We start from the raw sequence: 12,786 nt of genomic DNA, 5'->3' as shown, positions 1-12,786 counted from the left end.
AAATATGGCTATGAAATTCGTGGATGCTCACACGCATCCTTTAAAGGAATATTACCCCAATACAGACCAAATTATTGATAATGCGCACCAAAATGGCGTTTCAATTATGATGGTTACTGGTTGTTCGATTGCTGAAAATGAAGAAGTGAAAAATATTTGTCAAAAATACCCCTTTACTTATCCAGTTATTGGCGTACATCCCAATAATGCAAAGGGCAAAATTGATGGCGAGTTGGTTGAAAAACAAATTGATTCAAGCATTAAAGCAATAGGTGAAATCGGTCTAGATTTTCACTGAGAAAGTGTTTCGCCTCAAGTTCAAATCGAATCGCTTCACTCTCAAATTCAGATTGCCCAAAAGTATTCACTACCAGTAGTCATTCACATGCGTGATTCATACGAAATATTGTACGATGTTCTTTCACAATATAAAGATGTGAAATTTATGATTCACACTTATAGCGGAGATTTATTTTGAGCAAAAAAATTCGCTCAACTAAACACTTATTTTAGTTTTTCAGGCACTGCAACATACAAATCTTCAACTAATTTAATTGAAGTTATTGATTGATTGCCAGTTGAAAGAATATTGACTGAAACTGATGCGCCATATCTTTCTCCTGCTCACAAAAGAGGAGAACAAAATGTATCAGAAAACGTAGTTTATATAGCTACATTTATCGCTGGTATCAAAAAAATGCCACCAGAAAAATTTGTAAAGCAAGTTTATCGAAACGCCAAGGAGTTATTTAATATAAATGCAAAAAAATAAGCAAATCAATGCAAAAAAGAAATATGGTCAAAATTTCTTAAATGACAATAAAATCATTGACAAAATCATTGAAATTATTGATCCACAAGATAAAAAAATTATTGAGATAGGTCCCGGTATGGGAGCTTTAACCCAACATTTAGTTAAACAAGCAAATGAACTTGTCACATTCGAAATCGACGAAGACATGATTAGTTTTTTAACTACAAAAAATATTGTTAAAGATGACCAAATTGTAAAAGGCGACTTTTTACAAGCTAATCTCGAAAAATTCAACAACTTCGAGGTTGTTGGGAATATACCTTATTACATCACGAGTGAAATAATTTTTAAGATTATTGAAAATAGACATTTATTTAATAGAGCGGTATTAATGGTGCAAGACGAAGTTGCAGAAAGAATCGTTGCAAAAATTAATACTCCTCAATATTCAAAATTGTCTGTAACATTGCAATATATTGCCGACGTAAAAAAAGAATTATTTGTTGATAAACAATTATTCACACCTGTGCCAAAGGTTGATTCTTCAATAATTTCAATCAAATTTAAACAAAATATTGACAGCGATTTTAATGATTTAATGAATTTTTTTAAATTATGTTTTTATTCACGTCGCAAAAAGTTATCTTGATCACTAAAAACTAAATATTCAATTGACAAAATTAATGCTGTATACAAAATTTTGGGATTAAAAGAATTGACACGTATTCAAGAGTTGAGTGTTGAAGAAATCGTCAAACTTTACAGAGAATTGGAGAAATAATGACGTTATTAGAATTTGACTTTGCCGATGAGGTTAAAAAAACAAAAGAAACTCCTGAAATTGTTGATGGAGAAATTAAAGCCAAAAAGAAAATGGTTGAGTTTTGATTTCTAGTTTCATTGCTCCTATTTATTGGTGTTGCAGCGATATATTTTTTTATTAATTCTTTTGGTTATTCGAAAACCGTTAATATTTCAATCTTAGCAACGATAACCATAGCATTAGTTGCTGTTTACATTTATTCATTTACACTCTTGTTCGCTTTGATCGCTTTTATCAAAACCATTAAATTAATTAAAAAAGACGACAAAACGGCAGCAATAAAGGCTTATAAAATCTACAAAATATTTAAATTCGACTGAACATATAATAAAAAAATTAATTAAATAGTTTAAAATTATCAAATAAGGGGGGCGAATGAGAAAAATTACTTTTATTGGGACAGGCGCATGGGCTTCTGGTTTAGCCACTGTTTTGAGCAAAAATAATCACAAATTTATAATGTGAGGTATTGATAATTCGGAAATAGAAGACATTAACCGTGGTTTCAATACAAAATATTTTGGCAATCTTAAGTTCAATAATCCACAAAATATAATAGCAACCGATGATTTAAACTATGCTTTAAAAGATAGTGACTTGATTATTTTAGCTATTCCTACTCCAGCTATTGCAACGGTTGTTTTAAAAATTAAGCAAATATTGGGTGATCGCAAAGTGGATGTTATTAATGTTTCAAAGGGGATTGATTTTAATTCTAAAAAATTTATTTCCAATTTAATTAGGGATGAATTTGGCAATAATTTAAACAATGTTGCATCTTTAATAGGACCATCATTTGCTACTGAGGTTTTTCAGAATCATTTAACAATGATTAATGTCGTTGGTACTAACATTGATTTTTTACGTGAAATCGAAAAATTATTCAATAACGACACCTTTAAATTGAAAATTAATACCGATGAACAGGGAAGTGAAGTATTTTCAGCCCTAAAAAATGTCTTAGCAATTGGTATAGGTATTGCTTCTTATATGCATGCTCCTAAAAATCTAGCTCCAGCATTAATTTCGCAAGGTTTAATGGAAATTCATTCCGTTGCTAAAAAAATGTTCCCCCAAACTAAAGACACTACCGGTTATGAATTAGCTGCCGTTGGCGATATTGTCTTAACTTGTTTAAACACCACGAGCAGAAATTACAGTTTTGGCCTAATTGTCGGTGAACACGGTGTTTCTGAATCATTAAAATTAAATAAGAAAACTGTCGAAGGTTATAATACAGCCGTTATATTAAATAATATGCAGGTATTGTTAGCCGACTTAGACATACCTTTTTTAAAAAGTATTATTGATGTTTTATTAAATAATAAAAATAAAGATAAATTATTAGATTTTTATTGAAAATAATTATTTATCAAAAATCATAAAATATGTATAATTAATTAGCACTAATCAAATAATGTTGTATAATGTTTTCGCTTGCGGCACCATAGCCAAGCGGTAAGGCATTAGTCTGCAAAACTTTGATCGCCGGTTCGAATCCGGTTGGTGCCTCCATATGCGCCCGTAGCTCAACTGGACAGAGTACTTGGTTACGGCCCAAGGGGTTGTGGGTTCGACTCCTGCCGGGCGCGCCATTTGTTTAAAAGCACCAAAATCCGTTAGGATTTTTTTTATTTTCTTTTTTAAAAACAAATATTAAATATAGAAGATAAAAAAATAAAAAAATATTTTGATTTTTTAAAAAATGTAATATTATTTTATTGCAAATGGAAACGTAATTTAATGGCAAAATTCTAGCTTGCCATGCTAGTAATGGGGGTTCGATTCCCCTCGTTTCCTCCATTTGTAAATCACCGAGTAGGTTATACCTATTTAAAAAAAGCGAAATATGAAAAAATAAAATAAAAAATATTTCTTTATTTTATAAATCATTATATAATAATGGAGCATATTTCGCAATGCCGATTTAGCTCAGCGGTAGAGCAGCTGGCTGTTAACCAGTTGGTCGCAGGTTCGATCCCCGCAATCGGCGCCATTATGGTCTGTTGGTGAAGCGGTTAACACACATGGTTTTCATCCATGCATTCACGGGTTCGATCCCCGTACAGACTGCCATTTTGGAGAATTAGCTCAGTTGGGAGAGCGGCGCCCTTACAAGGCGTAGGTCATGGGTTCGAGCCCCTTATTCTCCACCATTTGTTTAACTACATCGAACTAGCCTGGCTAGTTTTTATTTTTTCCTAACAATCCAATGGTAGACATTTTAAATTAATCAAAAATAGTCAAATTTGTAATTAGAAAAACTAACAAAAAATTATTAATAAAAAATTAAATTATTTTTTTAAAAAATTAAATTTTTATTATATAATTATCAAGCAATTATATATGCCGGCTTAGCTCAGTTGGTAGAGCAACTGACTTGTAATCAGTAGGTCGTAGGTTCGAGTCCTATAGCCGGCACCATTATGCGCGAGTGGTGAAATTGGCAGACACGCTAGATTTAGGCTCTAGTGCTTTGCGGCGTGAGGGTTCGAGTCCCTCCTTGCGCACCATTTGTTTAAATACACCAAAGCTGCTTAATTGGCAGTTTTTTATTTTACTTTTTTTAAATACCGGATCTTTTCCACAATAAAAATATTGCTAAAAAATCAATAATTAGGTAATAAATGAACAATACAGGTAGTTTTTGAGATAAAAATCAAACTTATTCACAAAATTCAACAAAGTAAAAAGTTATTAAAAAAAGCAATTTTAATCCATTAGCATTAAAGTGTAAGAAAAAAGAAAGGGAGAATATGGATAAAAAAATTATGTCTTTTTTGTTACAGCTAGACTTATTTATAGTTTCGCTAAAAAATATTTCAAAATACTACAAATTTAAATAAGGAGAAAAAATGATTCTATATAGAATAGGTGAAGTTATTTATAAAAATAATTCAAACCTAATTTTTGAATCTGGCGGTGTTGGATACAGCTTGATAATGCCAGACCATCAAAGAGTTAACGCTAAAACTAAATTAAAATTGTATCTTTTTGATGTTAAAAATGATTATTATCAAGCGACATACGCATTTAAGGATTTCAAAGAGAGATTATTATTTATTGATTTAATTTCTTTAAGCGGAGTAGGGCCTAAAGTTGCATTTAATATGCTAAATCAAGGTTGAGAAAAAATTGCAAGCATGCTTTCAATAGCTGATTTTGACGGTTTATTAAAAACACCGTATTTAAATCCTAAAGTTGCCAGACTAGCAATTGCAGAATTAAGTGAAAAATGAGCAAAAATGATTAATCCTAAAAAAGCATCTCAAGATTTGTACAAATCAAACATATTTGAACAAGCTCGGGATACATTAAAAACATTAGGATTTAAGACAAATGAAATTGATTCAGCACTTAATGAAATTCCGCAATCTAGCGATGTCGAAGAAATTATTCAACAGGCTATGTTTGTTATGACCGGAAAAGAATTAAAAAATGAAAAACCAAATCTTGCGACCTAAAAAATTTGCGAATTTCGTTGGTCAGGAAAAATTAATAACTACATTAAAAACGATGATTAGCGGTTCAAAATTTCGCAAAGAAATATTAGATCATATACTTTTTTACGGCCCGCCAGGGACGGGAAAAACTACATTGGCAGGTATTTTAGCTGAGGAAATGCAAGTTAAGATTCATTATCTTCAAGGTTCCTTGCTTGAAAAGAAAGCGGATATTTTAAGTGTTTTTGCCCAGGCGAACGAAGGGGATATAATATTTATTGATGAAATTCATAGTATCAATAAAAATGTTGAAGAGTTAATTTATTCAGCAATGGAAGATTTCAAAATAGATATTATAATTGGGCCTGAAGGTGATTCTAAAGTTATGAGAATGAATTTAAAACCTTTTACGCTAGTAGGAGCAACAACTAAAATAAATTTACTCTCTCAACCTTTAAAAGATCGCTTTGGTTTTCAAGGAAGGTTAAATCCTTATAGTGTCAATGATATATTGAAGATCATTCAAAATGTTTATCACTCCACAGGAGTTCGTGCCGAAAAAAATGTTCTTGAATTGATATCAAAACACTCAAAGGCAACTCCACGTGTCGCAATACATTTATTGAAAAGAGTTATTGATTTTTCAATTAAAAACAATGAAAATCAAGTTAGTGTTAGAACCGTGAATGAGACTTTTAAATATCTTGAATTATATGAATTTGGTTTAGGTAGAGAACACCTAGAATACTTAAAATTATTGAACGATACTTTCGATGAGAAAAGTGCATCTTTGGACTCTCTTATTGGAATATTGAATTTTCAACGTGACAACATCATATATGATATTGAGCCGTTATTGCTTTACTATCACTTAATAGAGAAAAGTCCACGTGGGAGAAAAATTACCAAAGAAGGTGTCGAATATTTAGTTAAAAATTATAGATATTATTAAGACGTTTTTCAAAGAAAAAACGTCTTTTCTTTATTTATTCAGTCTTTTTTCAGTAATTTTATTGAAAAATAGTGTTAAATATCTTAGTTTATTGAAATTGAATTATTAATTATTTAAAATTAATACTTAATATATAATTTAAATAATTATGAAAAAAATAGTGCAATTTTTTAAAAATATATTTTCTGCTACTAATTGAAAAAAAATTTTCACCCTTAACAATTGAAAAAGGTGATTTCTTTCTTTTTTCATTGTGACTGCTTCAGTTACAACAGTTGCACTCGGAACAACTCTATATACTTCGAAAAATGTTAAAAAATCTATTAAGTATGGTGGTGGTCAAGAGTTCTTAGTTTCAATTGAAAATGAAGGTGATTCAAAAACCCCTGCTAGCGAGGTTGCACGTTCAATCGAAAATAGAATTGGCGATAGTAATAGCTTTAACGATGTTAGAGTCGATGTAGAGAGTGATGACAAACTTAAAATATCGAAAACCGGTGATTTGAGTGTAAAGGAACGTCAAACTTTTGAAAATCTTCTAACAACTAAATCTACATTAATTTTTACTGATGTTTCAGGCCAACCACTTTTCAGAAATGGAGTGTTTGTTGAGCCAAATGATAGTAACAAAATTGTTTGAGATGATGTCGTTAATAATGAAGAAATACTAAAATCATTCGTTCCACCAATTAAAGGAGCACGTCAAAACTTTAATTCGTTCGGCAACAATAATAATTTTGTTGTTGATGTTACACTAAGCAATAAAAGCTCTGAAATTGAATGAACTAAAGCTACTCGTTACCTTTCGGAAAAACAACCAGGTCAAAATTTATTGTTAACATGATTAAATATTGACGATTTAATAAATATTGCACGTAGTGAATTTTCTAGTGAATGAATAAAAGCAAATAAGAATCCATATAATTTTGTTTATGTTAATGAAAACCCCGGTCAAAATGAGAAACCAGGAGTTTTAAAAACATATTCGATAAACGCTGATAATTATTTAATCAATAAAGTCGGTGTTAGTTCACCACTTAGAGGCGATAGTTTCAGTATACCTTCGAGTGCTAGAGGTGAAAGACTTTCTGATTCATCATCAAAAAAACTTGCCGAAAATATTAATTTTGGTATTGCTAAATACAACCTAAAAGTTGTTTCAAGTAATTTCATTAGTCCGGCCGAAACCAATAATGCATACATGTTATCATTAATAGCCATTGGAGTAATTTTTGTTCTAATAGCAGTTGTGTTGATAGTTAATTACGGCCTATTAGGTGCTTTAAGTACAATCTCAATGTCGCTATACATATTTATCACAATGTTGATGTTTACAGCTCTTCGGGGTGAATACTCACCGATATCTCTTGCATCAATTATGATTGGGTTATTAATTTTCTTCAATTCAGTTGTTGTTACTTATTCTCGTTTAAAACAAGAGATATACCGAGGAGAAAAAATGCACAAGGCACTAGCCACAACAATGCGTTCAACTCTTCCTACTCTCTTCGATTCTAATATCGTAATTATTCTAATTTCGTTTATGTTATTTTATTTTGGAGCACAAGGTATTAGAACATTTAGCATAAGTTTGGTATTCTCAATTATTGGTGTTGCCACCTCTACTATATTGCTAACTAGATTTGTAGCAAGTATGATCGTGAATACTCAATTATTTACCAAAAAACCACAATTACTAGGTATTAGAACTAAAAAATTAGTCTTAAATAATCAAAGCAGACTCGCTAAATTAGATTTTATTTCTTATTCAAAATGATATTTAATTGCTGTCCTGATTTTTGTTTTCATTGCCGCAATTGTTTTTGGTGTATTTGCTTACATTAACCATAATGTTGCTGGTGGATTTAATCGCGCACTGGAATTTCAAGGCGGAACTAATATTACAATTCAAGGTAGACAAGATTTAAACACAACTATCAATATTGAGCAAGCAACACAGATTAAAAATTACTTGATTAATAATGCTGTGGGCTTAGGTATTAATGATGTCAATGAAGTAATAAATCTAAGTGCATTAGACTCACAAAATAGTGCATATAGTGTTGTGATTAAAACAACACAATCAATTACTCCAGAACAAATTAGTGCTATTAGAAACGGTGTTCAAGCTATTGCTGGTGTCGATATTCTTTCGTATGGTTTTAACTCACAATCAGCAATTGATTTCGTGCTAAAAACTCTTTACGCTACTCTAGCAGCTTTAGGAATCATATTTATTTATGTCTTAATTAGATTTAAATGAACTTATGCACTTGGTGTATTAGTTGCATTGATTTTCGATATTATTTTAGGTATTGCCTTTGTTGCATTGACAAGAATTGAACTAAATACATTAACTATCGTTGCTTTTGCTGCAATCCTAATTGTTTCAATAAACGATAAAATTGTACTTATTAGCAAAATTAAAGAATTAATGTCATTGAGTTTCCATACTGATTTTGTTGAAAAAGAAGGTGTAGACGAAGTGGCTAATAAAGCAGTTCGCAGCAATATGAAACGTAGTATTTACTCGTTCTTAGCAGTTGTACTTATTGCTGGTGTTGTTGCTTTATTCATTTATCCAATAGATTATTCATTCACAATTACATTAATTTTTGGAGCATTTTCTAGCTTAGCATCTTCAATGTTCGTTACAATGTACATTTGAAACATACTTGAAATTAAACGCCAAGCAGGAATTAAAAAACGTTTCAAAAATAAATATTGAGTATTGCCAGGTGTCGATGAACAAACATTCCCGGGCATCAATGACTTTATTGCTTAATTATTTTCAATATCGCTTCGGCGATATTTATTATTTTAAGGAGACTAAAAATGTTTTTTTTATTAAATAAACCCAAAGGTATATCATCGTTTAAACATATTAAAAATTTTCAACACGAACTAAAAATAAAAAAATGTGGTCATAGTGGTACTTTAGACCCGCTAGCGTCAGGTTTGTTGTTAATTGCTACTGACGAAGACACAAAGTTACTGCCTTATGTCGCAGATAAACATAAAACATACATCACTACTATACAATTTGGCAACTCCACTTCTACCTATGATGCTGAGGGGGAAATAACGAATAGATCAAGCAATCTTTTTACTGAAAAAAACATTGAAAAAGCTCTGCAATGACTCAAAGAACAAACATCACAAATTCCACCGGTTTTCAGTGCTAAAAAAGTCAATGGCGTGCGTAGTTATGATTTAGCCCGCAAAAATATTGATGTAGAATTAAAGCCACAAAAAATTGAAGTAAGCGATGTTGAATTTATTGACTTTGATTTTGCAAAACAACAGTTAAAAGTTAAATTAAGAGTAAGCAATGGAACCTATATTAGATCATTAGCAAATGATCTAGGTTTAGCTTTCAATACTTATTCATTTATGGCGGAACTAGAAAGAGTTGAAATTAGTGGTCTTGAGAAAAATATTTTAGCAAATCAAAATTATATTGCTATAATTAATATCCTTCCTTTTTTGAGTATTGATTCATTGGAAGTAAATTCAGAGCAATTAGACAATTTAAGTAAAGGAAAAATAATTACTTATATTGCTAATGATGGTGAATATGTGCTTTACAATAAATCGCAATCAAAATTGGCTCTAGGCATTGTTGAAATCAAAAACAATTATTTAAAAGTAAAAAAACTTTTCGGTAATCGTTTGTAAGGAGTTAAGATGACTAAAACCAAACTAAAAGCTAACATTAAATTGGCTGCATTTGATATTGATGGAACTTTATTGCCATATGAACAACTAGAATTTAGCGATAATGTGACAAAAATGTTTAAGGCATTAAAAAATAGTGGTATTTACAGCGTTTTGGCCACCGCCAGAGAGTTCATTACCATCGGAGAATTAATGAATAAAACACCCGACTTAGACTATTTTATTGGTGCTAATGGTATGTTTGTTTACGATCTTAAAAAAGAAACAATAATTTACGAAAGAACAATATCATTGCATGATCTACGTATAATTTACGAGGCTTTAAAAACAATTCCTCAGTCAAGGGGACTAACTATTACTGATTTAGATTGATGTTATCACACACCTGGCATGAACTTAGATACTTGATTTTTGAGACCACACCACGCTAAAATGCGTCCTATGGACTTTGAAGCTATCGACAAAGAACACTTACATATAATCACAATTCAAACAAATAATCAAGAAGAAACCGACATTGTCGTTAAAGAGATTAGAGCAATTATTGAAGAAAATAATCTAGATGTTGAAATTAATTCAACATGACATCGTGGTTTGTTTATTTGCCCAAAAGGTGTTACTAAATCACACACTATTGACTGATTAGCAAATCATTTAAAGTTGAGTAATACACACAATGTTATTGCTTTTGGAGACAGTTCAAACGATGTTGAAATGGTTTCAAATGCTGCTTGAGGTGTTGTTATGGAAGAAGCTGATGAATCATTGAAAAAATTAGCAAATGATATTGCTAAAAGTGTAAAAGTTGATGGTGCATATTTAAAATTAAAAGAATTAGAACTAATTAATTAATTTATAATATATCTATGTCTTTATATATATATAACTTAAAAAATTTACCTAAACTCAATAAACCAATCTTTATGATTGGTTCTTTTGAGTCATTTCATGCAGGTCATAATTTATTGTATGAAAAAGCAAAAGAAATTAATTCAGACATAAGCAATCCTCGTGATATAGTTATTGTTTATTTTAGCGATGTTGAACAAATGCCTAAAAATGCCGGCAAGAAATTTACTGACCACATGTTTAGATTGAATTCATTTGCTCATCTTGGGTTTAAACACGCATTGAAATTAGACTATAAGCTTATTCGTGGATTAAGTCCAGATGATTTTATAGATTTAATCATTGATAAACAAGACGATTTTGATATTGTTATCGGAGCGGATTTTAAATACGGAATTAATGGTAGCGGCGATGTTAAAACTCTAAAAGCGAGATTTAAAAATAAAATTCATTCAATTGATATTATGAAATTGAATAATGAACAAAAAGTTTCTACTTCATTTATAAAAGAGGCATTAATTGCTGGCGATATTGATTTAGTGAATTTATTAAACCTTTACAAATACGGTTTTAATGCTCGAGTTTATAAGCAAAGCGATGTCCTAAATATTGAATTTGATCAAGATTTAGTTCCTATGCGTCCAGGAGTCTATAGCGTCAATATAATTATTGAAGACACATCATATTATGCTTTACTACTTATAACAAATGATAACAAGCGTCAAATTGAAATGATAGACTTTCAATGAACATCATTATCTAAACATGAGTGTCAAATAATTGTTCATTCATTCCTACGTCCTTTCTTTATAAATTCGCAACAAGAAAGCAATGATGATGACTTTAAGCGAGCAAAAGAATACTTTGCATTTTTATTGAAATAAATATTCCTAAAAACACTATTTTTAAATAATTAAATAGTGTTTTTTTTCATATTTTCCCGTGAGGTTTATAATTCATATTATGAAGTTAGGTGTATTAGAACATGGGTTATTAACCAAAGAAAAAAACTATAAAAAAACATATCAAGAAATTATTGATTTGTGCAAATACGCTGAAGAATTAAATTATGATTCTTTTTGAGTTAGTGAGCAACACAATGTTAATGCATTGATTATTTCTTATCCACTTATACTTCTAAATCATTTGGCCAATCACACTAGCAAAATCAAAATCGGTTGTGGGGGAATAATGTTAAAAAATTATCAGCCATATTCAATTGCTGAGCAAATTAGCACATTGAATATCCTAAACCCCAACCGATTTATTTTTGGTTTTGGTAGCAATCCGGGCACTAACGAGGTTCAAACATTGTTTAACTCACAAAATAGTGAAAGTTACAATAAAAAGATTGAAAAAGTAGTCCATTTTCTCAATAACAAAAACAATGAAACTATTAAAGTAAATCCGAAAAATGACAAAGCGACTACACCTGTATTGTTAATTACCTCAGAACAAAGTGCAATTTTTGCTGCTGAAAATAAATTTGACATTATTTACGGCTGATTCTTAAATCCATCAATAATATATTCTCAAATTGTTATTGATGCATATATAAAAACTTACGAAAAAAAATGAGGAACAAAGCCTACTAATATCGGAGTTTGTGTCAATGTTGTTAGTGGTTCTAACGAAATTGAAGCCGAGCAAAACAGAAAAACTCTTGCCGCTTTTAGAAAAGGCTCTAACAATTGAAACGAATTCGAATACTATCCTGAGTTTGCTGATTTAAACGAAGAAAAATACGTCAATGATACTGATTTTCAAAGATTTTATAGAAATATATTTGTAATTAACTCAGTTGCTGATGTTAAAGGCCTAGATGAATTTTGCAAAAAAATTAATGCAAATCACTTGTTACTTTTACCAACTATGTCGAAACAACAAGATAGAAAATTAGCATTAAAATATGTTGCAGATTTTTATAAAGAAACGGAGAAAAGATGAAAAAAATAGCAAAATATCTAATTATTGAAAAAGTAGAATCAAATTTATATTACTTAAGAATGACTCCTGAAATGCAAGATGATATCGGTACAATTGGATTTTTACAATTCAAAAACACTGATAAAGCAGAATTAAAAGCAAATGATGAATTTGCATCACTTGAAGCATCTAAAGCAGTCTTAACATTGAAAATGCCGCTAGATGCTAAGGTTGTTGAATGAAACGAAGCTGCCAAAACTGATCCAAAATTAATTAGCTCAGCAGATGATAAATTAAATTGAATCATGAAACTTTCAGATATTGAAAAAGATGTTTTTGAAGCTTTAGAAGACTTTTAATT

12 protein-coding genes and 8 tRNA genes are annotated in these 12,786 nt (G+C 30.4%); all 20 read left to right on the top strand.

All coding sequences use genetic code 4. From position 1 onward, the window contains the following. Positions 1–4 precede the first annotated feature (4 nt). The 20 genes from N1F73_RS00685 to N1F73_RS00590 all read left to right on the top strand — a co-directional run bounded on the left by N1F73_RS00685 (position 5) and on the right by N1F73_RS00590 (position 12,784). Positions 5–772: a TatD family hydrolase gene (locus N1F73_RS00685; RefSeq protein WP_260359435.1), complete on the top strand. Its 768-nt coding sequence runs from the start codon at positions 5–7 to the stop codon at positions 770–772. Further along, positions 759–1,535 carry a 16S rRNA (adenine(1518)-N(6)/adenine(1519)-N(6))-dimethyltransferase RsmA gene (gene rsmA / locus N1F73_RS00680; RefSeq protein WP_260359434.1) on the top strand — a complete coding sequence of 259 codons (777 nt, stop codon included), beginning with the start codon at positions 759–761 and terminating at the stop codon, positions 1,533–1,535. The genes N1F73_RS00685 and rsmA overlap by 14 nt, the downstream gene beginning before the upstream one ends. Continuing rightward, positions 1,535–1,921: a hypothetical protein gene (locus tag N1F73_RS00675; protein ID WP_260359433.1), complete on the top strand. Its 387-nt coding sequence runs from the start codon at positions 1,535–1,537 to the stop codon at positions 1,919–1,921. The genes rsmA and N1F73_RS00675 overlap by 1 nt, the downstream gene beginning before the upstream one ends. A 31-nt stretch (positions 1,922–1,952) precedes the next feature. Continuing rightward, complete coding sequence (locus tag N1F73_RS00670) at positions 1,953–2,942, top strand: NAD(P)H-dependent glycerol-3-phosphate dehydrogenase (RefSeq protein ID WP_260359431.1); 990 nt, start codon at positions 1,953–1,955, stop codon at positions 2,940–2,942. A gap of 76 nt (positions 2,943–3,018) precedes the next feature. Continuing rightward, a tRNA-Cys gene (locus N1F73_RS00665) sits at positions 3,019–3,092 on the top strand. A gap of 3 nt (positions 3,093–3,095) precedes the next feature. Further along, positions 3,096–3,172, top strand: a tRNA-Arg gene (locus N1F73_RS00660). Between the two features lie 134 nt (positions 3,173–3,306). Then, positions 3,307–3,380 (top strand) — tRNA-Gly (locus N1F73_RS00655). Between the two features lie 118 nt (positions 3,381–3,498). Further along, positions 3,499–3,573, top strand: a tRNA-Asn gene (locus N1F73_RS00650). A gap of 4 nt (positions 3,574–3,577) precedes the next feature. Further along, positions 3,578–3,653: transfer RNA gene (locus N1F73_RS00645), tRNA-Glu, on the top strand. Positions 3,654–3,657: 4 nt separating this feature from the next. Then, positions 3,658–3,733: transfer RNA gene (locus N1F73_RS00640), tRNA-Val, on the top strand. Positions 3,734–3,925: 192 nt separating this feature from the next. Beyond that, positions 3,926–4,001 (top strand) — tRNA-Thr (locus N1F73_RS00635). A gap of 4 nt (positions 4,002–4,005) precedes the next feature. Then, positions 4,006–4,090 (top strand) — tRNA-Leu (locus N1F73_RS00630). A gap of 342 nt (positions 4,091–4,432) precedes the next feature. Then, positions 4,433–5,041 carry a Holliday junction branch migration protein RuvA gene (gene ruvA, locus N1F73_RS00625; protein WP_259290247.1) on the top strand — a complete coding sequence of 203 codons (609 nt, stop codon included), beginning with the start codon at positions 4,433–4,435 and terminating at the stop codon, positions 5,039–5,041. Then, positions 5,016–5,972 (top strand): Holliday junction branch migration DNA helicase RuvB, encoded by a 957-nt coding sequence (gene ruvB, locus N1F73_RS00620; protein WP_260359428.1) that lies wholly within the window; start codon positions 5,016–5,018, stop codon positions 5,970–5,972. Before ruvA ends, ruvB begins: the two co-directional genes overlap by 26 nt. A 148-nt stretch (positions 5,973–6,120) precedes the next feature. Then, on the top strand, positions 6,121–8,757 hold the full coding sequence (gene secDF, locus N1F73_RS00615; RefSeq protein ID WP_396888667.1) for a protein translocase subunit SecDF: 2,637 nt from the start codon (positions 6,121–6,123) through the stop codon (positions 8,755–8,757). A 50-nt stretch (positions 8,758–8,807) separates the two neighbouring features. Continuing rightward, the gene (truB, locus tag N1F73_RS00610; RefSeq protein WP_260359426.1) at positions 8,808–9,650 is read left to right on the top strand and encodes a tRNA pseudouridine(55) synthase TruB; all 843 of its coding nucleotides are present in this window, start codon (positions 8,808–8,810) and stop codon (positions 9,648–9,650) included. 9 nt (positions 9,651–9,659) lie between these two features. Further along, positions 9,660–10,502, top strand: a complete 843-nt coding sequence (locus N1F73_RS00605; RefSeq protein ID WP_260359425.1) for a YcsE-related riboflavin metabolism phosphatase — start codon at positions 9,660–9,662, stop codon at positions 10,500–10,502. A 14-nt stretch (positions 10,503–10,516) separates the two neighbouring features. Beyond that, the gene (locus N1F73_RS00600) at positions 10,517–11,383 is read left to right on the top strand and encodes an FAD synthase (protein WP_260359424.1); all 867 of its coding nucleotides are present in this window, start codon (positions 10,517–10,519) and stop codon (positions 11,381–11,383) included. Positions 11,384–11,462: 79 nt separating this feature from the next. Then, a complete protein-coding gene (locus N1F73_RS00595) occupies positions 11,463–12,455 on the top strand; it encodes an MsnO8 family LLM class oxidoreductase (protein ID WP_260359423.1) in 993 nt (330 codons plus the stop codon). Further along, positions 12,443–12,784, top strand: a complete 342-nt coding sequence (locus tag N1F73_RS00590; protein ID WP_259290240.1) for a glycine cleavage system protein H — start codon at positions 12,443–12,445, stop codon at positions 12,782–12,784. Before N1F73_RS00595 ends, N1F73_RS00590 begins: the two co-directional genes overlap by 13 nt. Positions 12,785–12,786: the final 2 nt, after the last annotated feature.

Source organism: Mycoplasma sp. HS2188, from assembly GCF_025209835.1.
Lineage (GTDB): Bacteria > Bacillota_I > Bacilli_A > Mycoplasmatales > Metamycoplasmataceae > Mycoplasmopsis.
Note: the sequence above shows the minus strand (reverse complement) of the source record. Positions and strands in the feature narration are given on the sequence as shown.